The sequence below is a fragment of the uncultured Eudoraea sp. genome, from assembly GCF_947490415.1.
Taxonomy (GTDB): Bacteria; Bacteroidota; Bacteroidia; order Flavobacteriales; family Flavobacteriaceae; genus Eudoraea.
This window is the reverse complement of the sequence record NZ_CANLGX010000004.1, coordinates 290,258-314,506: the sequence shown is the minus strand read 5'-3', so window position 1 is coordinate 314,506 and position 24,249 is coordinate 290,258. Positions and strand designations below refer to the sequence as shown.

General features: G+C 37.3%; 20 protein-coding genes. 1 reads left to right on the top strand and 19 read right to left on the bottom strand.

Features of this window, described 5'->3' with window-relative positions:
• Positions 1-103: 103 nt before the first annotated feature.
• From Q0874_RS12560 to Q0874_RS12545, 4 genes are all read right to left on the bottom strand, one after another.
• Positions 104-2,428 (bottom strand): patatin-like phospholipase family protein, encoded by a 2,325-nt coding sequence (locus tag Q0874_RS12560; RefSeq protein ID WP_299163674.1) that lies wholly within the window; start codon positions 2,426-2,428, stop codon positions 104-106.
• 128 nt (positions 2,429-2,556) lie between these two features.
• Complete coding sequence (locus Q0874_RS12555) at positions 2,557-3,738, bottom strand: P1 family peptidase (RefSeq protein ID WP_299163672.1); 1,182 nt, start codon at positions 3,736-3,738, stop codon at positions 2,557-2,559.
• Positions 3,739-3,819: 81 nt separating this feature from the next.
• The gene (locus Q0874_RS12550) at positions 3,820-6,279 is read right to left on the bottom strand and encodes a mechanosensitive ion channel domain-containing protein (RefSeq protein ID WP_299163670.1); all 2,460 of its coding nucleotides are present in this window, start codon (positions 6,277-6,279) and stop codon (positions 3,820-3,822) included.
• Between the two features lie 99 nt (positions 6,280-6,378).
• Entirely contained in the window at positions 6,379-7,080 is a 702-nt protein-coding gene (locus Q0874_RS12545) for a DUF4377 domain-containing protein (RefSeq protein ID WP_299163669.1), read from the bottom strand.
• A gap of 91 nt (positions 7,081-7,171) precedes the next feature.
• Between Q0874_RS12545 and Q0874_RS12540 the strand changes: the two genes are divergently transcribed.
• Complete coding sequence (locus tag Q0874_RS12540; RefSeq protein WP_299163668.1) at positions 7,172-8,536, top strand: cyclic 2,3-diphosphoglycerate synthase; 1,365 nt, start codon at positions 7,172-7,174, stop codon at positions 8,534-8,536.
• A gap of 63 nt (positions 8,537-8,599) precedes the next feature.
• Here the strand turns inward: Q0874_RS12540 and Q0874_RS12535 are convergent, their stop codons facing one another.
• The 15 genes from Q0874_RS12535 to Q0874_RS12465 form a co-directional block, all read right to left on the bottom strand.
• Positions 8,600-10,186, bottom strand: coding sequence for a serine hydrolase (locus Q0874_RS12535; protein WP_299163667.1), 1,587 nt, complete (start codon positions 10,184-10,186; stop codon positions 8,600-8,602).
• A complete protein-coding gene (locus tag Q0874_RS12530; protein WP_299163665.1) occupies positions 10,173-11,108 on the bottom strand; it encodes a mechanosensitive ion channel family protein in 936 nt (311 codons plus the stop codon). Before Q0874_RS12530 ends, Q0874_RS12535 begins: the two co-directional genes overlap by 14 nt.
• Before the next feature lie 62 nt (positions 11,109-11,170).
• Positions 11,171-11,470, bottom strand: coding sequence for a chaperone modulator CbpM (locus Q0874_RS12525; RefSeq protein WP_299163664.1), 300 nt, complete (start codon positions 11,468-11,470; stop codon positions 11,171-11,173).
• 2 nt (positions 11,471-11,472) lie between these two features.
• The gene (locus Q0874_RS12520; protein WP_299163663.1) at positions 11,473-12,363 is read right to left on the bottom strand and encodes a J domain-containing protein; all 891 of its coding nucleotides are present in this window, start codon (positions 12,361-12,363) and stop codon (positions 11,473-11,475) included.
• Between the two features lie 130 nt (positions 12,364-12,493).
• Positions 12,494-13,051: a hypothetical protein gene (locus Q0874_RS12515; protein WP_299163661.1), complete on the bottom strand. Its 558-nt coding sequence runs from the start codon at positions 13,049-13,051 to the stop codon at positions 12,494-12,496.
• A 172-nt stretch (positions 13,052-13,223) separates the two neighbouring features.
• The gene (locus Q0874_RS12510) at positions 13,224-13,607 is read right to left on the bottom strand and encodes a nuclear transport factor 2 family protein (protein WP_299163660.1); all 384 of its coding nucleotides are present in this window, start codon (positions 13,605-13,607) and stop codon (positions 13,224-13,226) included.
• Positions 13,608-13,789: 182 nt separating this feature from the next.
• Positions 13,790-14,914 carry a DUF819 family protein gene (locus tag Q0874_RS12505; protein WP_299163658.1) on the bottom strand — a complete coding sequence of 375 codons (1,125 nt, stop codon included), beginning with the start codon at positions 14,912-14,914 and terminating at the stop codon, positions 13,790-13,792.
• Positions 14,911-15,960: a succinylglutamate desuccinylase/aspartoacylase family protein gene (locus Q0874_RS12500; RefSeq protein WP_299163657.1), complete on the bottom strand. Its 1,050-nt coding sequence runs from the start codon at positions 15,958-15,960 to the stop codon at positions 14,911-14,913. Before Q0874_RS12500 ends, Q0874_RS12505 begins: the two co-directional genes overlap by 4 nt.
• Positions 15,961-16,140: 180 nt before the next feature.
• Complete coding sequence (locus Q0874_RS12495) at positions 16,141-17,133, bottom strand: PliI family lysozyme inhibitor of I-type lysozyme (protein WP_299163656.1); 993 nt, start codon at positions 17,131-17,133, stop codon at positions 16,141-16,143.
• A gap of 58 nt (positions 17,134-17,191) precedes the next feature.
• Positions 17,192-18,772 (bottom strand): M81 family metallopeptidase, encoded by a 1,581-nt coding sequence (locus tag Q0874_RS12490; protein ID WP_299163655.1) that lies wholly within the window; start codon positions 18,770-18,772, stop codon positions 17,192-17,194.
• Positions 18,773-18,774: 2 nt separating this feature from the next.
• Positions 18,775-20,385 (bottom strand): peptidase dimerization domain-containing protein, encoded by a 1,611-nt coding sequence (locus Q0874_RS12485; RefSeq protein WP_299163654.1) that lies wholly within the window; start codon positions 20,383-20,385, stop codon positions 18,775-18,777.
• Positions 20,386-20,458: 73 nt separating this feature from the next.
• Positions 20,459-21,970 carry a peptidase S10 gene (locus Q0874_RS12480; protein ID WP_299163652.1) on the bottom strand — a complete coding sequence of 504 codons (1,512 nt, stop codon included), beginning with the start codon at positions 21,968-21,970 and terminating at the stop codon, positions 20,459-20,461.
• Positions 21,971-22,201: 231 nt separating this feature from the next.
• Positions 22,202-22,918 carry a DUF6090 family protein gene (locus tag Q0874_RS12475; RefSeq protein WP_299163651.1) on the bottom strand — a complete coding sequence of 239 codons (717 nt, stop codon included), beginning with the start codon at positions 22,916-22,918 and terminating at the stop codon, positions 22,202-22,204.
• A gap of 75 nt (positions 22,919-22,993) precedes the next feature.
• Positions 22,994-23,170, bottom strand: coding sequence for a hypothetical protein (locus Q0874_RS12470; protein WP_299163650.1), 177 nt, complete (start codon positions 23,168-23,170; stop codon positions 22,994-22,996).
• A 126-nt stretch (positions 23,171-23,296) separates the two neighbouring features.
• Positions 23,297-24,079, bottom strand: coding sequence for a DUF4239 domain-containing protein (locus Q0874_RS12465; protein ID WP_299163649.1), 783 nt, complete (start codon positions 24,077-24,079; stop codon positions 23,297-23,299).
• Positions 24,080-24,249: the final 170 nt, after the last annotated feature.

Here is a 24,249-nt window from a genome sequence, read left to right as displayed (position 1 = left end):
ATTCAGGCCTTCAATATGAGAAAATCATAATGGTATAAAAGCCTATTAGCTGACTGGAACTCTTATTATTTACTAAACTATTGCTTAAAAGCATTTATATTATCTAATTGGAGCGATTAAATGGAATGCCAACGCTAAAGGTCAATCTAACTTTGTTAATATCATTTACCCAGGAGACATCAAAATTAACAGGACCTAAAATGGAATTATATGAAAATCTTGCTCCGGCAGATATTAAGGTGCTTGTTTCAATGGCATCTGACCATTTACCATTAGGTAAAAAGGCATCTTTGATATACTCATCAAAGTTTTCAAAACCAACAGAAGCAATGTTAAAATGTGGAGTGAAATATAATTTTTCAAAAGGATTTAGCTGAAGACCAATGTTCAGTTTCATAAATTGATTAATATTTAATTCAGCTTCATGTAGTCCCGAAAAAGTATAACTTTCTTTATTTGGAGAGACGAAATTTCCGCCCAGGAAGTATTTCGAAGAGTAGCCATAATCTGTAAACGAAATATCATCGGTTTCAAGTTGATCTTCAAAAATAAAGCCGGCAGATGCCCTGATGATCCCTGTAATCTTTGGTTGAAACGGCACTCTCTTTTCGTAGGTCAGGTTAAATTTGGTAAACCCATTGGTTTTTCCGTTTACATCCTCTAGATTATCATCGCTATAGGACAAATCAACATTATTTAATAGCGACCTCCCGATGTTGACATTTAAAAATGCTCCCTCAGTTGGAAAGAACACATCATTTAAGGAATTAAATAAATATTTAGCGTATACTTCTAAACTATTGGAAATATAATCATTCAACAAAAGCACATTTTCGTTGACATCAGGATCAACTTTTGGTTGTATATCGCTGTATTTGTAGTTGACCCCTATTCCTATATAACTCTTAAGTGAATTTATATTTTTATTTATCTCATTGTCATAGAGGAAGTTCCGATATCTAAAATTATCAGCAGCTTCTCCACTAATATAAATTCTTTGTCTTAATTGTTCACCAAAAGCTTCAGATCTCCACCACCAGTCTTTTAAGCTTCCAAAATTTTTTTGATATTGAAGTCTCAACATTGGTTGTTCCGCAATATCCAGCGATACCAAAAACCTGGAAGCTTTTCCAATAATATTTCTACCAGTGTAATTCAGAATCAGCCCTACACCCCTGTAGTCGTCATAATGCAACGAAGTTTTAGCCTGATGCTGAGATTTTTCCAGGCCTTTGATTTCAAACCCGGTGCTATCACCATACATAATAGCCTTATAATTGATCTCACTAAAAATTTCAGTACCCATGGCTCTATCTATGCCATTTTTGACATCTTCGATTGAATATTCTACATGTGGTTTAATATTGGTTCTCGCTTTTACCAGGTCCAGATTAGCCCTGCTGATACCCTTATATATTATGGTATCAAAAATGGCCATATCTTTTATTTGCGGTAATTCATGTTTTTTTAGCGGATAGTCTTTTAATTGTTCTGCCAGGTTTACCAATTCCTTCATATTTTCCTTTACAGCTATTTTTCCCTCTTCATAGATTTCCTGGCTTTTTCCAAAATCACCTGTAGAATAACTCAAATTGGGGATATGATCTATGAGTATATCACATAGCTCCCGATTCTCGGGATTCTTAAGATTACTCGCTAACATTCCGGTTTGAAATAAAATAGTGCCAATATTGTCTAACTTTTCGATAGGTGCCATTCCACCGCCAACATCACTTCCAATTATAATATCTGCACCCATTTTTTTAGCAATATCTGTTGGGAAATTATCCAGGATACCACCATCCACAAGCAAGGTGTTGTTATAAGGGACAGGTTTAAAAACACCGGGAATGGACATGCTTGATCGCATAGCCATAGCTAAAGAGCCTTCTTTTATCACTACTTCTTTGCCATTAACAATATCTGTGGCAACAGCTCTATAAGGGATGGGAAGTTTATCGAAATCATTAATTTTGTATGCAGGATAGGTCAGGACGGATAAAAATTCTCTTAAATTCTGATCCCCCAATAAAGAAGAGCTGATCTTTGGTTTGCCATTTGTCAAATCGAATTGAGCTAAATATCTTTTAAATTCACTTTTTTCTTCCATGCTTACATCAGACAAAGCAACCTTTTCCCTAAGGAGCTGATTCCAATTGACATTCAGTGCTATATTGGCAATACTGTCGCCCGAATACCCCATGGCGTATAGGCCCCCAACAATACTTCCCATGCTGGTTCCCACCACAAGGTCCGGGACAATTCCTAAAGAATCCAATAATTGTATAAATGGAATATGCGCAATTCCTTTTGCTCCGCCACCACTCAATACCACAACAACTTTTGGTTTTTTTTCCTGTGCTGAAAGAAATGGAGGGATTCCCATTAAAAGCACAAGGAAGATAATTTTAAAGTATTTTCTGATCATAGCTTATATTACATTCTGTCGGATCTGCTATTTATAATTTCAGGATCCTTCTCAGGGTATGGAATCCCGGCCTTTATTTTTATTCTTTTGCCATTAAAAATCAGAAGCAAAACCTGGCCAGAGAAGTATCAATCTATTCTTTTATACTTTTTCAGGATTTCAATAAGCAGGTCATGGGGCAATGCATATGCTTTATTGCCATTAATTCCTTCCATGGTCTCTGCCGCAACCATGGCGTTTATTATGGCCTCTTCCACAGATTGAACTGTGGCTTCAAACATAGGGGTGATGAGGTCATTGGAAAAAGTTTTTACTTCTGTTGTGTTGTCACGGTCAAAGGCATTTTCGTTTGCCGTGGAGAATGCAAGAAAAATATCTCCGGAACCATTACTGCCACGGCCACCGACTATTCCTATACCTAATGGAACTCTTTGGGCAATTCTCTTTAGTTGATGGGGTAATAAAGGAGCATCTGTTGCAACAATAACTATTATGGAACCGTCTCCTTCTTGCCGTCGGGATTGAGGTGCTGCCTTGTAAACATAATTCAGGGTGTCTTTCAGTTCCACTCCTACAGGGACCCCTGATATAGTCAGGTTCTTTTTTGCTCCAAAATTAGATTGTACCAATACTCCAACAGTGTATGTTGAATCTTTAATGGTAACAAGTCGGGAAGACGTACCAATTCCTCCTTTAAAACCTAAACACATCATTCCTGTACCGCCACCTACATTGCCTTCCACGACTTCTCCAGATGAGGAATTGTTAATTGCTTCTCTAACATGTTTCTCTTTTACATGAAATCCATAAATATCATTAAGAAAGCCGTCATAGGTTTCGGCTACCACAGGATAGGTATACCACCAGTCTTCACCACGATACCAATCTGTATCCACATACCATTTTAAAACGGCGTCTCTTACCACGCCAACACTATTGGTATTTGTTATCATTATGGGAGTTTCCAAAAAGCCGGATTCTGTAACCCAGGTTGTACCGGTCATTTCTCCATTACCATTAAGGCTATACCAGTTTGCGTAAACCGGATTAAATCTTTTTCCCCTGGGAAAAATTGCTGTAACTCCAGTACGTACAGGCCCTTCCCCAGCTACATTGTTGCCGTTTCCTGAGATTATAGTACTGTGTCCTACTTCAACACCTTTCACATCTGTTATCGCATTAAATGTTCCAGGTGTACCTACAAAAGGGACTCCCAGATCCCGTGCTCTGGGTTTTTGCGCATAAATAAATGAACAAAAAAGCAGTATAATCAGTAGGAAATTTATTTTCTTTAATCGCTTATTTTTCATAGTAAATCAGATTAGATTAACATTTAGATAATCCTATATGTTTTTACGAACCTCGTTCTGGTTTCTGCTCTTTGGGGGATATTATCTCGTTTCTCTCTTTTGGATGTCTTTAAGTCCCTGCGGTAAATGAACTACCCGTTGAGGGTAAGGGATTTCTATATCGAGTTCTTTAAATCTGTTGTAAATGGCAACAGATATATCACTTTTTGTTTGTAAGCCATTTTCAAAATAAACCCAGAAAAGCACCTTAAAGTTTAATGCACTTTCGCCAAAGTCAGTAAAAAGAGCTCTGGCAGGTGGGGTTTTCAGGACATCCTTATGCTCATTAGCTACTTGCGTTAAAACTTCAATAATCTCGTTAGGGTCTGACTTGTAAGTAGTTCCCACGACTATTTCAATTCGTTTAATAGTATCAGAAAGTGTCCAGTTTATAAGATCATTTGAAATTAAATTATTATTTGGAACAACTACTTCTGCACCATCATAGGTACTTATCCGCGATGAGCGTACCCCTATTTTATTTACCGTACCAAGCAAATTGTTGACCTCTACGGTATCACCAGGTAAAATTGGCCTTTCAAAAACTAATATTATACCGGAAATAAAATTCGATATAATGTTTTGCAACCCAAAACCGATACCCAAACCAAGGGCGCCTGCCATTAAATTAAATTTACTCAAATCTATACCAAGGGAGGAAAAAGCCAATATAAAACCAAATGCCAGTATAAAATATCGGATTACCAATGAGATGGCAGCGGGAATTCCTTTCGGCAGTTTTAGTATTTTTAATTTAACATCTTTACCATCCAAAAGAAATGAAATGAAACTGGTAATAAGAAATGATACCACGAGGATAGCAATAAATGTAAGTATAATGCCCAGTGTAAAGGTAATACTGCCTACTTTGTAAGGTTCAGAAAGTACACCATTAATAAAATCTGAAAGTGGTCTTAACAGATCTATCATTTTAAGAAAATAGACAGCCCATAATATGGCAACAAAGACCTTTAAGATTTGCAATATTTTTAATTCTAAAGTCCTTTTTTTAATTGGATCGAAATTCTCTTTTCTGCCAAAATGGTTGTGTATGGTGCCCAAAGCAATTCCATTAGCCATTTTCAAAATGGCATAAAAGACGATGGTCAATTCACTACTCTGTGTGCAAATTTTTATGGTTAGATCTGTAAGGTTTGTATATCCTAAAATATTCGAGACAATTGAAATGATCACTAAAAGATAAACCACTGGAGTAAGTCTTATCAAAAAACCACCGAATTGATTTTGGAATAAATTTCTTGTCTTCAAATATGGATAGGTAAAGTAAAGTAGAATTGCCGCAACTAATACGGCCTCAACAAGGAGGTATATTCTGTAATGAGGAGATGCAAACCAAAAATAGGTTTTAGCAGTATCCAAAATAAAAATAAAAATGACAAAGTAGATGATGTTTTTAAACCGTTTATCCATATAGTGCTGCACCAAAGGCAATGCACAAACAAGCATTAAAAAGGCTAAGATGTCATCAAAAAGCTGAGGGGTATTTATAAAGAAAAATTTTGCGCATAAAATAGAAATAAACACAATCCCCCAAACAGTTTTATTTACAATGAGATCTTTTGCTTTTTGCCGATCATCCTGTGGTTCTTTTATGTCATATTTAAGGTATGCCTTTTTAATATATATCACCCCGGCTATTAACAGACCAATAACAACCAGAAAGAGGTAAATATCATTTTCGCTGGATTTAGCAAAGTTGAAAATATTTCTAATATTATCCGAAACAGATTCGACACCTGCTCTTTCAGAAGAATCTGTTTTATTTATTTTAAATGAGGTCTTCCATAAAGTTGGATGACGTAAATAAAAGAGCTGATAAACATCTGAATTTTTTAAAGCAATCAATTCCTCAATGACTTTATCAATAATTAAGATCTGATCGTTAATTTTGGACTCAAGTTTTAGAAAGTAAATGTTTTCATTTTTAAATATTTCATTGACTCTCACTACTTCGTCTAATACACTTTTTATGTTTATTAAAAGTTCGGGCGGAACATTTTTCTCAATGGCATTTTGATAAGTCAACTCCCATATTTTCTCTTTGGATATTATATTCTCAGCTAATATGGTATTTCGTTCTTCATAAACATTAATTGTGCTTTCCCAACTATTTAAATAATCCCGATAACCGTTCCATCTATTGATTTGATTATCTATTTTTTGCCTATTTGGATTCGCTTTGATAAAGTTTTGAACATAACTCTGCCGTTCTTTTATCAGTGCTTCATAAACAGGGAGAAGAGAATCAATTTCAATGACCCTTTTCTTTGGCTCTATTTTGTTCTCAATCTGCTTTAATTGCTTATTGATTAGCTCCATTTCCTGTATAATATTAATCACAGGAATGGCCTTTGGCTGATTGACCAAAGTTGAATCAATTGTCTTTGTTTCTGAAGGTACTTGTGATAGTATGGCTGCCGGAGTTAACAATGCGCCACAAACGAGGAATAAACTTAAGAGTAATTTAAATTTTGCAAACATAAAACGTGCTATTGAATCCGTAGGCTAATATAATCTTTTTCTTTTGTAGACAACCTCGCTCCAGCACAGTCCTTGTGGTATTTTAGAATTACCGGGCTTTTATAAATCTTCTTTTTTAAAAGACAAAGTTTCATTTCCGTTGCCATCGGTGAATTTAAGAAATTGATTATCGACCTTGTAATTTAATGATTTGAACAGAGCCTGGTCAAAAGTATCCGGGACAGCCATTTCCATACACATCATTTTTGTACTCATCACAGGACCAAATGTTATTGTATCTGAAGTTATGTTTTCAATGCTTCCCGAATAGTTATTGCAGCCATTGTTTCCAAAAACCCTCATTTCAGAAAGTTTGAATTCTATGGTTGGAAGAGGGTTGCCCGGACTGATGAGATTTCCATGGATACTGTACAAGATCCACTTTGCATTCAGGTCAAAACGGCTATCCTTTTGTTTTTCCAGGACATTTATTAAAGAGTATTTAATGCCGGATGCATCTGCCGGTAAATTTTCTTTATCCAAAATTTCTTCTTTAAGTTCTATTTTCTGAAAGTATCCGGGTTCCCAAGTAAATCCCTCAATTTCGGCATAGAATAATTCCCACTGTGGCGTGTCTATGGAATCACCTTTATGAATCATTAAGCATTTCGTCTGACCTGCGCCATTGGTGCAGTTATTTTTCACGCTGTTTACCCAATAAATAGTGCTTTTTTGAGAGCTACAGCCTTCCAAAATAAAAATAGCAGCAAAAACCATTAAAATTGTCAGATAACTTTTAACCATATTATTAGTTGTTTTCATATGTGCGGCGTTGAATATGATTTTTATCATTTCCAGTGCATTAATCTTAGGATATCTTCGAAGGAATAAATGTATCTAAAAATTAATTAACATGATAAAAAAAAGAATCCTTATCATGGGAGCTGCCGGCCGTGATTTTCACAACTTCAATACCGTATACCGGGATAATGAGAGCTATGAGGTAGTAGCTTTTACGGCAGCACAAATTCCTAATATCTTAAATCGTAAATACCCACCTTCACTGGCGGGAGAATTATATCCTTCCGGCATACCAATTTATGATGAAAAAGACCTTATACAATTAATTGTTGATCTCAAAATTGATGATGTTGTTTTTTCTTATTCGGATGTCTCCTATGAACAGCTAATGCATAAAAGTGCCCTGGTAAATACTGCGGGTGCAAATTTTGTCTTACTGGGCAGAAAAGAAACCTCGGTTAAGAGCACTAAACCACTAATTAGTGTTGGCGCAACCCGAACAGGTTGTGGTAAGAGTCAGACTGCCAGGCGATTGATTGAAATCCTAATTGAAAATGGACTTAAAGTCGTGGCTATCCGGCACCCTATGCCCTATGGAGATCTTGAGGCACAGAGGGTACAGCGCTATGCCCGCCTCGAAGATCTGGAGAAATACGACTGTACCATTGAAGAAATGGAAGAATACGAACCTCATATTGTCAGAGGAAATGTCATTTATGCAGGAGTGGATTATGAAGATATTATAAGGGCGGCTGAGAATGATCCGGATGGTTGTGATATCATTGTATGGGATGGAGGAAACAATGATTTTCCATTCTACGTGTCTGATTTGCATATTACCGTTACGGATCCTCACAGAGTAGGCCATGGAACAAAATATTATCCTGGAGAAGTCACTTTAAGGATGTCTGATATTGTTATTATTAATAAAATAGACAGTGCACGCCCCAAAAATATTGATAAACTCCGAAGATTAATTACTCAAGTTGTTCCAAACGCAATTGTAATTGATGCTGCCTCGCCAATAAGTGTTGAAGATCCTTCCGTAATCCGAAATAAAAGGGTGTTGGTGGTAGAAGATGGACCAACATTAACTCATGGAGGCATGAAACTTGGGGCAGGTACTTTGGCTGCTGAAAAATTTGGGGCTTCTGAGATCGTAGATCCCAGGCCATACCTTGTAGGGCAATTGAAGGATACCTTTGAGACTTATCCGAAAATTGGAAAATTATTACCGGCCATGGGATATGGTGTTCACCAACTCAGGGATTTGGAAGTGACTATAAATAGTTGTGATTGCGATGCAGTAGTTATTGGTACGCCTATAGATTTAAACAGGGTGATAAATATTAGAAAACCAAGCACCCGGGTTTTTTATGACCTTCAATCTATTGGGAAACCCAGCCTGGAAGAAGTGGTTGAGGAGTTTTTAATAAAGCACAATATAGAAACCGGAATAGAAGAGATGGTTGAATAGGCTTTAAAGATATGTTATTTCTCTAAGTACAAGTAAAGAGTGCGATTGCACTCTTTACTTCTTTTAGGATTCTCCAGGTTCAAATGATACATTAAGTTGCTGTAATTTCGCTTCTTTTTCAGGCGTAAGTGTAAAAAAAACATTAATGACTCCGTTCTCCGCTTTAATGCTAAATCTACCTCTGAGTTGATTTTCGGGTTTAATTTCATTCGTGCTGAGAACTGTACCTGCTTTGTCAAAAATTTCTTTTGCCTCCGCCATCCTGTGGGCCCGGGATTTATCCATATAAAAGTTTTCTGCCAACAGTTCCACTTCCAAATCAGGACTCCAGTATTGAATTAATTGACTTACTTGTTGCTGTCTTTCCCTTAAAATAGCTGATGCGGGAAGTTTTCGAGGCTCTAAGTCCAGGTTTTCAAATAGTAATTTTTCTATTTTTTTAAGGGGCCATGGAGCTGTATAGGTAAGATTACCAAAGGCCATTATCCCAACTCCGTAGTCTGGATAAAATACATAATTACTTCCAAAACCGGGTAGTGCACCCCCATGTCTGATCAATTTTAGGCCTTTACAATTAGTATGGATCCCTAATCCGTATCCATAGCCGGATACAGTTGCGCAAGGTTTCTCGTTGAAGTCTGTGGCTTCCTTATTTAAGCTTGAAAATTGAGGCGTATGCATTTCTCTCAACGTACTTCTCTGAACGGGTCCGTTATCCGCATCGCTCCTGGGTGGCCAGGCAGAAAGGTGAAAACTAACATATTTGCTAAAGTCTTCTATAGAAGTTATTAATCCTCCCATGGCACCGTAAGATCCGTCATGAAGCATGGGTTCAGGTTTCCATTGATCATCTTCCCACCGGTATCCAATCGCCAACTGTTCCTTTGGAATTTTATCATATTCCCAATAGGTATGCTTCATACCAAGTGGCAGTAAAATATTCTCTGTGATATATTGCTGATAAGGCATTCCGGAGACATGGCTAATAATATTACCTAATAGGGCATATCCCGTATTACTGTATTCAAATGTATAGGAGGGAGGGTTAGAAAATGCGATACCTTCAGCAAGAAGATTTATGAGCATTTGATCCGACTCATCTAATTGACGGTCCCCCCAGGGATTATCTTCCGGGAAGCCGGCTGTCATTGTCATGAGGTTTTCAATATCAATGACAGGAGAATCAGAAGTGAGATATTTCAGTGATGCCATTTCGGGGATATAATCAGCGACCGGATCACTGAGTGATAATTTTCCTTCATCTCGCAGTTTCATAATAGCCATAGCCGTAAAGCTTTTGGTCATCGATGCTATTCGAAATGCAGACCCGGTAGTTGCGGGTAGTTCCTTTGTAATATCAAGCAGCCCGGTAGCCCCTGCAAGAATGAGTTCACTATCTATTACTATGCCGTATGCAACCCCGGGTATTTTGCGCTCTTTTGAATGTTCCTCCATCAGTTCCTGCATTTCGCCAGAAATACTCTTTATCTTTTCCACACGATTGTCATTGTAGAAAATAGGAGGGTCATAGGATGTGGAGACGGATTTGGCAGCTGAATCAATTTTTTGATCCCCTTTTTGCGGTGAGCTACATGAAATTAGCAGTGAAATTAAAAAGAAGGGGATGAAATTTTGTTTAGGAATTATCATTGTCTGTTTGAGTTATACCTTTTTCGTTAATATTTACTATTGGAATTCCCACTATTTCAACGGTTGAAGAAGCCAAAATTACTTTGCCATTGGTTTTTTTAAACTCTTTGCCAATCAATTCATTTAATATATGTTTGGTAAACCTCCTTTTTTTATAATCGACAATATATCTCAGGTTGAACTCAATCCAATTATCGGTCATGGTAATTGCCAAAGTAGGTTCCACCTTGGCATCTTCGATATAATATCGCTCAACAACATCCTTCCATTTAGTAATGGAGTTTGCTACATATTCAGACAAATTTTCAGTGGCTACCTTGATTATAATTTCTTTTGCCATTTCAACATCTGACCCATACCTGATAGGTAAATTAAACTCGTCCCATATAAAAGGGAAATCCTTGGAATAATTATAAATAGGGCCTTTGAAAACGAAAGCATTACTCAATTTAATTATTCTTCCACTGTAATTATCACTGCTAACCCATTCCCCAATTTCCATCATAGTCGTATAAATGCTGTCTACATCAATAACATCGCCTTTAATTCCATTTATCTCTATTCTATCGCCAGGTATATACACTTTTACAAAGAAAATATACAAAGACCCTGCAATGCTTAAGACTAACTCCTGAAGGGTAATTGCAATCCCCGCTGATAAAAGCCCAATAGCTACTGTGAAGTCCTTAATATTTCCCGTAAAATAGGAGAGCGTAAGAATTACCAGGATCAAATAACCAATGACTTCTATTCCCTTTTGAGACTTATATTTAACCTTAGTGTTTGGTAAATTTTTACGAATGAATCTTCTAAGGAACTGAATAAACCCAATTATCAACAATACCAGTACAAAGTATTTTATTAATGTTGTTGAAGTTGGATGATCTAACATCCATTCTCTTATGAGTTCTAAGGAATTCATTAATTTAATATTGGAATAATACGGTCATTAATAATCTTTCTTAAATGTTCCTCTAAATTTTTTCAATAATCATTTTCGTATAAGCGCAGCCTATTGTGAAGCTTATTCAATTCATTTTGTAAACTATCAATTTTTTGCAGCAAATTGAAAACGGCATCTATACCTTCAGTATTTATATTTAGTTCCTGATGGATTCGAATCATTTTTTCCACATCACTTATCTTCTCCTGATGAAGATAAGAAGTTTTTTCAACCGTTGTGATATTAATTAAACCCATATCATGTAGTTCATTAAAAAATGAAATTTCCACGCTATAATGTTCGCATAACTGTACGATTGGTATAAAATCTTTTTGTTCCATATCTATCTTAGTTTTGCCAGCTCCTCAAATAGTTCCTTTTCCTTGGGGCTTAAATTTGACGGTAATTTTATGTGATACGTAATGTACAAATCGCCAAACTGACCTTCTTTTTTGTACACTGGGAAACCTTTACCTTTTAATTTTACCTTCGTCAGGTTCTTTGTTTCCGGCTTCACCTTTAGCTTTACTTTTCCATCAAAAGTGTCAATAACTACTTCCCCTCCCAATAAGGCTTTATATAAGTCCAGATCAATCGTTGTATAGAGGTTGTCCTTGTCACGTTTAAATTTGGAGTGATTAAGGATTGAAAATTTGATATGCAAATCCCCTTTTGGGCCACCATTAACTCCTTCACCGCCATAGCCCTTAATTTTGATTACCTGTCCGTTCTTAACGCCTGCCGGAATTGTTAACCTGATATTTTTGCCATTTACAGTCAGCGTTCGTTTATGGGTGCGATAGACATCTCCCAGTTCCAACTGTAATTCCGCATTGTAATCCTGCCCTCTGAATTGTACATTTCTACCCCCACCTCCTGCAGATCCTCCACCAAACATGGAACTGAAGAAGTCTGAAAAGTCTTGCTCCGAATATTGGGCAGAGCCTCCTTGACGGCCACTTCTTTGATATTGCCGCTGCTGCTGCTGTGCTTTTTCATATTCTTCGGCATGTTTCCAGTCCTTCCCGTATTTATCGTATTTTTTGCGATTCTCCGGATTACTTAGAACCTCGTTGGCTTCATTTATTTCCTTGAATTTTTTTTCTGCTTCTTTATCGTCCGGATTTAGATCAGGATGGTATTTTCGGGCCATTTTCCGATAGGCTTTTTTAATATCATTTTCGGTAGCCTTTTTAGTTACACCCAGAACCTTATAATAATCAATGTAGGTCATTTAGTTATATACATTAAATATTGTCAAAAATCTATAGGTTGAATATTAAATCCTATGACTATTATCAGGATTCAGGTAGTTCCTTGTACTAAGGTAATCCGGGGTAATCATATTATTATTTTTTGCCGGATTATTTCAATTTTAAACGCTTAACTCCGACTACAATAATAATCACAATCAATATCAAAAAGAATAGAGTTGTCGACAGACTCTTTATTAGCGTAAAAAAGTTTGTTGTGCTGATTTGGGTAATTGATAGGTCTGGATAATCATTTATCATGGTGATTATTCCAATATTTTCCAGATAGTCAGCTATACCCGCTATGAGTGGGACCAGACACAAATAGAAAAAAGGGGTATTTAATTTGTCCAATTTTTTTAGAAAAAAGGCAATTAACAGGGAGTAGGTTATTCCAAAAAGGAAAGGGTAGATCATATCAACAGGGATTTGATTAAATAAGTAAACTCCTCGGCCTTCTTCTCCAAGCTTGCTGAAAAGTTCATTTACATATTCGGAATTGTATCCCTGTGGCATCATATCCAATAATTTCATTCCACCGGAATAAGCAACTGTTTTTGGAATGGTTACAAAAAGCATGAATGCATAAACAAGATTGGTAAGAAAGAACAGAAAGGCGACTTTTTTCCCTGTTAAATTTTCTGATATGATTTTTCTTAGCTTATTCACCGAACATTCAATTTGAACTAATTATGCTTCTATAAATCAGTTTTTTTAGGGTTTGATATACTTTAAGTAGCCATAAAACTCAAATTATAGCAATACTAAATCACTGGGTCATCTGGGTGCTAAATACTACTATTAAAGGTAGAAAAATAGTTTGGTTTATTCGTCCTAATTATCAATACATCGTATTGTTATTCACCGAAGTCTTTGGTATTTGTTGCATAGAATCCCAATGTTCCACAATTTTACCATTGGCATCAAACCTAAAGAAGTCCATGGTAACATACTCCTCATTATCCGGCCAAATCTGATGCGTATGAAGGGCTACCAAATCACCTTCAGCAACAGATCTCCTAAACTCAATGGATTTGTCTGGATATTCACTAGCCATCCTATTAAAATAATCAATAAACGGTTGAGTCCCGTCACCAACTAGTGGATTGTGTTGAATGTATTCCGCACCGACATATAATTCCACCGCTTTTTTTGGGTTACCATAATATGCCATTTTGTAAAATGCGATGGCATTTTCTTTATTTTGATTTAAAGTTTCATTCATTTGAGAGGGTTTAATATATTAAAACATAAACTTTGAATTTAAACTAAAATAGCCTGGAGGTTTATGCAATCCTGAGAGGTACGTAATCTAAAATTAGTAAACTTCCTGCCAGAAGAATCTATACATAGGTCCTAAAAACCTTTTGTTTAAGAATATATTTATTCTGAAATAGGTAATACAAATCAGAAAAAATAACTCCTAAACAGGAAAATGGTCAACATCCCCCAAAATGTACCGGTAGCCATACTCAGGATGGCCAATATAATTGCATGAGGCATCCATTTAGGTTCATAAGCTGCAGTAACTGCCGGTGCAGTAGCTATGCCACCTACATTTGCCATACTGGCTATAGGCACCCAAGCTGTATTCACGTTTAAAAGTTTTGCGACCAATAATAAGATGATAAAATGACTCAACAACCAGACAATCATAAATCCAAGAAAGCCCAACTCAAATTCTACCAGACTAAATTTCAATTTCAGTCCAAGAACGGCCATTACGACAAGGATAAGAATACCACCAAATTTTAGCACAAATCCAAAATTCCAGTTTTTAATTAGACTACTTAACAGCAATCCAATAGCAGACAAAACAATAATTTTTATCACAAAACTGTCAACCAAAGCATTAATGATAAAAACAAAAGTCGTTAAAATCAGAAAACAGAGCAGAGGACTTAGGCTTTTTCCTTCTCGCTTTTTAATGGCTTCCGGCATAGACAAATTAGTAATTTTTAGTTTCCGGTTTAAAAAATCACTTTCTTTAATGCCTTGAAACATAAGGATAGTCCAAATGTTAACCAGAATGTTATCCATTACCAATACCGTTAAAAAAATATTTTCAGGACATTCTACCAACTCTTTAAGCACTAATTGACTTGTACTTCCGCCAATCCATCCGCCTACAATAGGTGGAATACCTTTCCAATACTCCTGATTGATAAATAATTCTGAGATCAGCTCACTATCCAACAGAAATAGTGCCAGAATAAAAGGGAATACTGCGATCCAAAATGAGCCTGCAACAAACACCGCAATGGGCTTCCATCCAATTGATTTTAATTGGAGAAAAGACAAACTGCTCATTACTGCAATTATGGCCAATGGAATAAAATAGAGCTTACTGTAATCGTGAATCTCGTCTTGAGAAAGATCTATGTCCATTAAGGCGGTAATTCCTGCCGGAATAAGGTATGCAAACAAAATAGCGGGAAACCAATCAAGCAGAGATTTAATGTGCTTATTCTCCCATTGGTTTAAAAAGTAAACTAATATAACGGTAAAACCGCTGATTAACCACGGAATCATTCGTCAGCGTTTTGAAGAATTCCCAAATGTATAATTCTTCCTCCATTCATATTAACCGGATTACTACTTCTACCAATTATAATTCCATCTTCGGGACTAAGATATTCCTTGATTGTCGCTCCAAATGGATCCCTTAGGACGGCAATTAAATCATTCTTTTTCACCTTTTGATTCAATTGGGCCTTCACCTCAAGGTATCCGCCTTTATCTACATATATCCAATACGATTTTTTACATACAGTGGCTGTTGTTTCAACTTTAATTTTGTTGTCAGTCATCTCCAGCCAACTCATTATATTTTCAATGCCGTCTACACCTCGTTCAATTATTTCAGGTTGAAAGACCTGCGGGTTTCCATATTCTATGGTAATTGAAGGGATTCCCTTTAATATGGCTTCAGCTCGCATTGTTCTTGTAGCAGATATTTGATCATTGGCACTTGGCACCCCTTTGTTGTTTAAGATGATATCTGCATTCTGAAGCAAAGCCATTTTTTCCATTTTGGGATCGCTAAGATCTGCCCTGACATAAAGGGTATTTTCCCTTCCGAAACTTGCCGTATGCATATCTACCAGGTAATCTATTTTAGAAAGTATTTTTGAATTGATCTGCCAGACATATTGTTGCGATCTGTTTCCTTTTTCTTTCCCGGGAAAATTCCGGTTTAGGTCTTCTTTGTCAATATACCTTCTTTGGTGTAATGGAATACTGATAGCATTTAAGCCGGGAATAGCTATAATAGTTCCTTTTAAAGAGTTGATATCCATATCTTCAAGTACCTTATGTATTACCATAATACCATTAAGCTCATTCCCATGCAAGGCAGCTGTTAAGCCTAATACGGGCCCGGGATTTTTCCCTTTTGCTATGATGACTGGTATAGAAATGGGCTGAGACAGTCCATTATCTATTATTTTAAGCCAATAGGTTTCTAATTGACCGGGGGCAATGTTTCTTAAATCTATTTCCTCAATTAGCTGTGCGGTAGATTGTGCAGAAAGTGTTACTTGTATTACGAAGAGAAAAAGGAAATACACTGTTCTCATGATTTTAAACGAATTAGGTGGTTTTAATGAAAAAAAGTTGCATCTATAGGGTGTTCAAGGAAAATAGGTGTTATAAAATGGATTTTTTTGTTAAACGTATTCTGTTATCACAACACCTTCTAAATGTAGTAAAATCCGTGATTGAAAAAAGAGGACGTCAAAAAATATTGATTATTAATTTTATTCAGGAAAATCGGTGCTGTTTTTTATCACAAATTTTCTTGAGGCTTCTCCATCGACTAGTTGGTATTCAATTTGTCTTATTCCTCCGGTTGGATTTGCATTGGTATCTCCTTCCTTGTAAATTGGGAATCGCTGCGCCAGTGTGGTTTCTATAATTGAAAATTCATCATGGCCCATATACCCTTTTTTAAGCTCATCATTTTCTGAGACAGGAGGAAAATATATAGCACTAATTGATTTTCCATTATTTACAGAATAACCAATAACATCCCCGTAACTTCCACTACCATCTGATGAAAGGTATACCAATAGCTCGGGAAAACCATCGGAGTTTAGATCTTCAATTTCCGCATTTATAACAGTGCCCTCTATGATATGCGTGATGGGGTTGTTATCTACTTCCAGGCCATATGGAGTTATTTGAAGTTCTTTCCCGAACTCTATAGTCGTAGAGGAGACCAAAAATCCAATGCCCTGCAATTCTAAAGTCCTGGAAAAAATTGTCCTATCTATCTGAGTTTGGTCTAGGTCCCCATCTATTCTTGCATAATTTCCTATGAAATTGCCGCCTCCGGAGCAGTAATACTGCAGGCCATCTGCTTGTTCAGTTATTTCAGTACTGATATTGAGTGTGTCTTTATGAAAAGTAAACATCACGGTTAGACCATTCACAGCGGAAGTAAATAGGGAATCATTAACCTTATAGGCTTTTGTATCCAGGGTACAGGTAGGCTTCTTTTTATCTGCGCGAGATCTAACCGAGATAGCAATGGTGTTTTCACCTATATCTTTTACCGAAATAGCAATCCAGTCATAACCTTCATCTCTTTTCTGATAATAATCTGATACATAGTTTCCGGCAACTTCAGGAAGTTCTTGTTTTATCGTTTCAATTACGTCTTCTTGATCAACTTTTTTAATTTCATGTTTACAATTGATCAGACAAACAATAAATAAACTGCCAAGTGCAATTTTAAGAGATGAATTCATAGCTAAAAGTTATCTGTTTAAACAAAATCCTAATAAAAAGCTTAAGAGCAAATCTATTCTATTGAGCTCTACCTGAGACTGGCACAAACTTCGCTTTTAAATCCGGTTCTTCCATGTCCTTATCCAAAGGATACATAGGTCTAATAATATTTTTATATCCCAGGCGTTCCAGATCCTGATCTACTCCTCCGGGGGTAAGCGCCATAATCCAATCGCCCCTCATATCGTATAATTCAGGCACTAAATAACCAATTTTGACCACTACAATATCTGTATTTCTTGGGTCCAACCCAAGACTGGTAAAATCTACTTCTTTGTGGTAGGGCTTGCGCTTCTTGGTTACGATTACATCCACACTGCCTATTCTCACTACTACTTCGGTCTCGGCATGTTTATCGCCATGCTCAATGGCCATTATAACCCCATCTAATTCAACAGGTCCTGCATATCTGTCATCGACCATGGCTCCAACCGAGGCCTTTAAAGGATCTCCTACCTTTAATTCTTTGGCCTTTTCAATTAGTTCCGGACCGGGAATGGAAGCATAGATTAAAGAGGGCCCTTGTCCCGACTTAAATTCCTTTCTTTTTAGTATCTCGTTTAAAGTCCAGCTCACATCTCCTGCACCTCCGGCGGTAGGATTGTCTCCCATGTCGCTGATCATGAAAGGTTTCTTTTTACTGGCAATGGCCATGTCAAGACTTTCCAATAAAGTGGCGGTAGGGGCCACAAATTCAAATTCTGACCTTACCTGCCAAAAATGCTGTGCTAACTTTTCTGCGGCATCACCCACTTCTTTTTCATTATCTCCTGTTACCATTACCACTGCATGGTTACGGGCTTCATCTGCCCATGCATATCCGATCCAGATAGCAGCATCAATGACTCCTTTACTTTTTGTAGCATCAGGCAGCATTGCATACAAGCTTTTTCCCGGTTCTATCCTGGTACTGGTTTTTTCTCCCGGCAACAGTATTGGAACTGCTATCCAGGCTTTATATTTTGGTTTTCCTTTCCCGTTTTCTAATCTGCTTAAAAGATTATCAACTGCTCGTTTTTTTGATTCCAGAGCATCCTCATGGGGTGCCATTCGGTAACAGGTAATCAGATCTGAGTTTTCAGCCAGGCGCCGGGAAACATTGCCATGTAAATCCATTGAGGTGGATATCAGGGTTTCATATCCAACCACTTCACGGACACGCAGGATAAAATCGCCCTCCGGATCTTCCAGGCCTACAACACTCATTGCCCCATGAATATCAAAAAATAAACCGTCATATGGGCCATTTTCTTTAAGCATGGTAAGCGTTTTGGATACCAGAGATTCATAGGCTTCTCTAGTGACAATCCCACCCGGAAGGGCATGCGCCCTTAAGGTAGGGATCCATTCAGCCCGCTTTCGGTTAACTGAATCTTCAGCAAGAAACGGATAAAAGGTGAAAACATCTTCTGCAACCCTGGCATGGAATGCTTCTTCATGGGTTTGAGCGGGAGAAAAAGTACTAGATTCTATAGCCAGGCCCGCTATTGCTATGCGCGGTAACTTTATTTCTGGCACCTGTTTTCCTTCATTTTGCTTACAACTGCTTGCGAGGATAAAAAACAGGACGAACGACATTAAATTTTTTAGAACACTCATTTTCACTTCATTTCCTTTTGTTGTTCCAATTGATCTTTTCTTAAGGTTGGATATGATATCCCCAATTGTTCTATATAAGAATCATATTTGGATTCATCGTAATAAAATGGAACTAACATTGGAGCATATATTTCCATAATTTTTTTATTAAGATAGATTGCAGGTTTATCTGTTTCGGAGACCATGGGAACATATTTTTGCTTACTTATCTGTTCTTCATTATAGTATTTCCATGCCTGCTCTACCAGTTCCGGTTTTAAAAGTAAATCAAGAAGCGTCATGGCTTCAACTTTGGCTCCGGCTATTACTCCTTTGTGAGCAATTGGGGTTGCCATAGCAATAGCATTAGACCAATGGTGCCCTTGTAATCCTGGAATATTCGAAGGATACCTAAGTGTAACTGTAGGAACTTTCCAGGAAATATCACCAATATCATCCGATCCGCCACTCACGGGTTCTACAACCGGAAGACCTATGGTATCCAATTTTACGGCTAGTCCTGTTGTGTCTTTAGGCGAGTTTACTTCACGCTGAACTGCTTTTGCCAGCATTTGATCCGCTTCGCTCCACTCAGGTAAGCCTACTTCCAAAATATTGGAATACATATCTTCTGCAATCGGTTTATTGAAATGTCTTGGCCAGGCGGTTCCCAAAATCTTGCTGCTCATTGTGGTCCTTGTCATCATGGCCGCACCTTTTGCAATATCATTTGCTCTTTCATAAACCTCCATGATTTTCGGGTAGGTAATTTCCCTGAAATAATACCAGATAGAAGCTTGTGAAGGGACCACATTGGGCTGATCGCCTCCATTGTTTATTACCGAGTGAGATCTTCCCAGAGGATGCAGGTGTTCCCGATTGTATTGCCAGCCTATATTCATTAATTCAACGGCGTCGGCTGCACTTCTGGCCCTCCAGGGAGACCCCGCCGAATGTGCGGATTCTCCTTCAAAAGTATACTCTACAGAAATCATACCCGTACCTCTTGCAGGACCGTAAGAGACATTCATATTATTGGAAACATGTGTAAAAATGCAAAGATCAACATCATCAAAATAACCGTCCCTCGTGTAGTACGCTTTAGTTCCTAATTGTTCTTCTGCCACTCCTGGCCATATAATCAGAGTACCTGGAATTTTTTCGCGTTCCATTATTTCTTTTACGGAAAGCACTGCCACGACATTAAGCGGTGTTCCGGAGTTGTGGCCTTCTCCATGTCCCGGGGCACCTTCCACAATAGGATCATGATAGGCTACGCCCGGTTTTTGAGATGCTTTTGGAATACAATCCAGATCACTTCCAATGGCAATAACAGGTTTTCCTGTTCCCCATTTGGCCCACCAGGCCGTTGGAACCCCCGATATCCCATATTCTATTTCGAATCCATTCTCCTTTAAAATATCGGTAATGTATTTGGATGTTTGTTCTTCCTGAAAACCCAGTTCAGAAAAACTGAATACCTTATCTACCATTACCTGAGCCATTTTAGCTCTTGCCTCTACCTTCTCCTGAACTTCTTTTTTTAACAATGGCAATCGGTCTTCCTGAGTTTGAGCCTTAGCTGCGTGGAAGCCTGTAAAAAATGTTAAAAATAGTATGCAGATTTTTTTCATGGTCAGCTATTAAAAGTGTTAATGATTTAAATGTACAACAGGATTTTAAAAACAGAATAAAAATATTAATAAATCAATTGGATAAAAACTCCCTGATATCAAGAGATAATTTTAGGAAATCTGGTTCATGGGTATACATCATATGCCCGGCTTCATAGTAGCCCATTTTAACACGTTCTCTGCTAATACCATTTCGGGAAAATGTATATTCCGCGTCGAAAAATGGACAGATAAGATCATAATAACCGCTGGCTACAAATACTTTCATCTCTGTGTTTCTTTTCATCGTCTCTGCTAATTTTCGTGCAACATTTACGGCTGAGGGTTCCCAAAATTTACCATCAGGAACAGGACGCCATCTCCATTTATTGCCAATAGAGTCATTAGAGGTTATATAAGGGCGGTCCATTTTAACTTTAAGTTTATCGTCAAAATAATGATTTAAGGATGCTGTATATGCAGAACTTATCTGATAGTCTGCCGGATCACCAAGATGAGGTGTTTCGGAAACTTTATCAACTTCATCGCCCATAAACCTACCGTCCAGACGTCCTACAGCCAGTCCGCGATCTGATAGTAGTTGTTTTTGAAAACGAGGCATCAAAATTCTTAAATCAGATTTTAGTATATAGTCTTTATTCAGCCCTGTGAAATAACTGAGCTTTTCGGCTAATTCATTTTTTTCACTATTGCTTAATAATGAACCTTTATAAAGTGCGGGACTATAAACATTATAGGTGAAGTCCCGTGCCTCAATTAGAAAGGGTTCTAATTCTTTTCCCATCCCTGCTTTTTTATGATACCAGGCCGTTGCAGCCATACTTGGCAGGTAGGTTAAATAGGAAGTTATATTGTCGTGTACTGAGGTAGAACCGGCATAATCTAAAGCCTGGGAAATAAGAATTAAACCGTTCAAAGCCATATTTTGCCCTCCTTTTTCAAGTGCATTCGCAACCGCTGCAGCCCTGGTGGTTCCAAAGCTTTCTCCTGCGATATATTTAGGCGAAAGCCATCTGTTGTTTTCAGTAATCCATTGTCTCATAAATTTTGCAATAGAAGCAGCGTCTTCATTTAACCCCCAAAATTGCTCAACTTTGCCTTTTCCCACCACCCGACTGTACCCTGTACCTACAGGGTCTATAAAAACAAGATCTGTCAGATCCAAAAGACCGTTTTTATTTGTAATTAGATTATAAGGAGCCGCCCCATCGTCTTCTAAGGCATCTGAATTTACCTTTACTAATTGCGGACCAAACATCCCCATATGGAGCCATACAGAAGCCGAACCCGGCCCCCCGTTAAAAACAAAAGTAACCGGTCTTTTTGTAAGATCGCTTATACCTTCCAGGGTATAAGCAACAGACCAGATAGATGCCACTGGTGTATTCTTCTCATTTTTTAAGTAAGTTTCAGAAGCTGTTGCTATATACCTGATAGTTTTTCCACCGTTGATGATTTCGTGTTTTGATATAAAGGATTTTGCTTCTGGAATAAACAGACTGTCTTCTTTTTTTTCCTGCGCCTGAAGCATGAACAAAGGCATTAGCAAAAGAATTAGCAGGCCTATTTTAAACTGATTTATCATTCAATTGGTTTTAAGGGTTAATTTAGATGCAATTACTTCTATTTTTTAGGATTTTATCATTTTTTCCCGGGCCAAAAAATAGTAATGCCCCATTTATCAATATTGAAGTTTCCAAGATAGTGAATGAAGGAAACAGTTTCCGTTTTATTTAAATCTTTTTATTATGCTTCGAATATCACGGGTGAGTTGATAGTATAGATTATAGAAGTGATTAAGTGCAGACAAATAGTTTTAGTCTTTCACAGCACCCAACTCTGTATTTATTAAATTGATAATTGTATCTATTTCGCGGATGGCCTTACTATAAACTGAGTCTTTAGCAGAAGTCAAATAAATACTTTCCACAAAAATGTTTTGCATTTCCACCTCATAAAGTCTTTCAGGTTTTACGGCTTTAAAAGCATCAAAATTAACTACCCCTCGAAGTGCCGGGGATAATTCATTAATAATAATCTCCCAATGAATAGTTTCAAGCTTGTTGGCAAAGATGTAGGTGTTTTCCAATTGTTGAATTAAACTGGTTATCTCATCATTTTTAAGGAGCTTTAGGTTTCCACTGTTGACCAGGGTCTCATAAATATTACCGCTACTATTAAAATCGGAATATTGAGACAATCCCATAGCTATTAAGGCCAGTGAATCTGATTTAGTAAAATCCTGAGCCCTGATTATTTTGTTAGCGTGTTTATAAGTAGCCGAGAAATAGTTATTAAATGCTTTAACGTCGGTAAGTTCTTTCCTGTCATCTTCTATCTGTCGCTTAATATTCCGATAGGACTTATTTTCATCTTCCTTTTCCAAACGCTGATTATTCCAATTATTGATTTGTAAGGCTATCAGAATTCCAATGACCACCAAAATGATCTCACCTATGGCATAGAACAGGTATTTTGTAAACTTGTTTTCTGTAAATAATTGTTTCCTTGTATTTCTGAAAAACTTTATCATCTATTTCATCTTTGGTACTTCCCAGAAAGGTTAGTGACCGTATGGAATTTGAAAAAATGGAAAACTGAAATTAACCTAAGTATTTTTGGAAGACAAAATTGCTGTTAGGACTAATCCAAATCCAATGCCGGCAATCAAGCAAGCCACGAACCAAATAGGAGAGGTTTGCAGAAAGAAAAGGCCAACTCCCAAACCAATAAGCGTAGTCCCACCAATAGCCCAGGAACTTTTATCATTTTTGTTTATTGCCATCGTCTTTAATTTAAAATTGGTTTCAAAAGGTAGGATATCAACAAAAGACAAACTATGATTTATGTCATAAAGAAATACACCAAGGATATAAGAGAATTAGGAAAAGGGGAGATGAAAGTCACACGCTTATTGCACATCTTTTTGCATACTCTTTTGAAGTGAAATCAACGATTCTTGCCCTACCTTAAATAACCCTTTTTGAGGACGGTTGAGATCCACAATAAGTGTGGTGAGTGCGGCAAAGGCCAATATCATGGGAATTACAGCAATCAAACCCCTTGGTTTGGTAAAACCTGCTTTAATACCTATTATAGCCATGGTCACGAACGAGATGGCCAGAAGTGTTATCCAAATTGCAATAGGAATCCGATTTCGCAAACCTGCAGTAACCCTTTTTTCATGCATATCAATCACATTATTAATAGACTGAACCAGCATCGCCGTGTTGGTATTGGGAGTAACTAAGGCCGCATTCGATACTTCATTCCATAAAAGACTATGCAACTCAACTGATCTGACGAGCTCATTGTTGATATTTGTGCTGCTCAGGGCTTGCAGGCGCGTGTCAACATATTCCCTTAATAATCGCTTTACTTCGGTTTTGTATTTCGTATCAATAAGGTCTGCCCTTAGGTAAGAAGTTCCAATTTCGTTGGCTTCCTCAAGAACGTATTGTTTGCGCTGGTTATATTGTGAGGTGGCAATTGAAAATGTAAAAGCCAGCAGGAACCCCAGTAATCCAATAAGTCCTCCTACCATGGGTGTCAGGGTGCCGGGTTCCACCTCTTCTTGAAGACCTTTGCTACGCCTGCTAATTTGATAACCAATTTCAAAAGCGATCAATAGTAAAATAAAAAGACCAATATAGGTGAGATAAAATGGGATTGAATCTAATATTGAGGAATTCATATTTCTCTAAATTGTTTGAGTTCTATAAAGATTGTAATATAAATAGATTTTGCTTTATGAATACTAAGATTCTTAACTTAAAAAATATGGTTGATATAAAAGAAAAATAAATGGCAAAAAGCTAAGAATAAGAAAAACATCTTCCGAAAGTTATAACTCTTGTTAGAAGA

What these genes read in the sequence shown, in the direction of transcription:
- Q0874_RS12560 (WP_299163674.1), bottom strand. Translation starts at nt 2,428, where the DNA reads ATGATCAGAAAATACTTTAAAATTATCTTCCTTGTGCTTTTAATGGGA.
- Q0874_RS12555 (WP_299163672.1), bottom strand. Translation starts at nt 3,738, where the DNA reads ATGAAAAATAAGCGATTAAAGAAAATAAATTTCCTACTGATTATACTG.
- Q0874_RS12550 (WP_299163670.1), bottom strand. Translation starts at nt 6,279, where the DNA reads ATGTTTGCAAAATTTAAATTACTCTTAAGTTTATTCCTCGTTTGTGGC.
- Q0874_RS12545 (WP_299163669.1), bottom strand. Translation starts at nt 7,080, where the DNA reads ATGAAAACAACTAATAATATGGTTAAAAGTTATCTGACAATTTTAATG.
- Q0874_RS12540 (WP_299163668.1), top strand. Translation starts at nt 7,172, where the DNA reads ATGATAAAAAAAAGAATCCTTATCATGGGAGCTGCCGGCCGTGATTTT.
- Q0874_RS12535 (WP_299163667.1), bottom strand. Translation starts at nt 10,186, where the DNA reads ATGATAATTCCTAAACAAAATTTCATCCCCTTCTTTTTAATTTCACTG.
- Q0874_RS12530 (WP_299163665.1), bottom strand. Translation starts at nt 11,108, where the DNA reads ATGAATTCCTTAGAACTCATAAGAGAATGGATGTTAGATCATCCAACT.
- Q0874_RS12525 (WP_299163664.1), bottom strand. Translation starts at nt 11,470, where the DNA reads ATGGAACAAAAAGATTTTATACCAATCGTACAGTTATGCGAACATTAT.
- Q0874_RS12520 (WP_299163663.1), bottom strand. Translation starts at nt 12,363, where the DNA reads ATGACCTACATTGATTATTATAAGGTTCTGGGTGTAACTAAAAAGGCT.
- Q0874_RS12510 (WP_299163660.1), bottom strand. Translation starts at nt 13,607, where the DNA reads ATGAATGAAACTTTAAATCAAAATAAAGAAAATGCCATCGCATTTTAC.
- Q0874_RS12505 (WP_299163658.1), bottom strand. Translation starts at nt 14,914, where the DNA reads ATGATTCCGTGGTTAATCAGCGGTTTTACCGTTATATTAGTTTACTTT.
- Q0874_RS12500 (WP_299163657.1), bottom strand. Translation starts at nt 15,960, where the DNA reads ATGAGAACAGTGTATTTCCTTTTTCTCTTCGTAATACAAGTAACACTT.
- Q0874_RS12495 (WP_299163656.1), bottom strand. Translation starts at nt 17,133, where the DNA reads ATGAATTCATCTCTTAAAATTGCACTTGGCAGTTTATTTATTGTTTGT.
- Q0874_RS12490 (WP_299163655.1), bottom strand. Translation starts at nt 18,772, where the DNA reads ATGAGTGTTCTAAAAAATTTAATGTCGTTCGTCCTGTTTTTTATCCTC.
- Q0874_RS12485 (WP_299163654.1), bottom strand. Translation starts at nt 20,385, where the DNA reads ATGAAAAAAATCTGCATACTATTTTTAACATTTTTTACAGGCTTCCAC.
- Q0874_RS12480 (WP_299163652.1), bottom strand. Translation starts at nt 21,970, where the DNA reads ATGATAAATCAGTTTAAAATAGGCCTGCTAATTCTTTTGCTAATGCCT.
- Q0874_RS12475 (WP_299163651.1), bottom strand. Translation starts at nt 22,918, where the DNA reads ATGATAAAGTTTTTCAGAAATACAAGGAAACAATTATTTACAGAAAAC.
- Q0874_RS12470 (WP_299163650.1), bottom strand. Translation starts at nt 23,170, where the DNA reads ATGGCAATAAACAAAAATGATAAAAGTTCCTGGGCTATTGGTGGGACT.
- Q0874_RS12465 (WP_299163649.1), bottom strand. Translation starts at nt 24,079, where the DNA reads ATGAATTCCTCAATATTAGATTCAATCCCATTTTATCTCACCTATATT.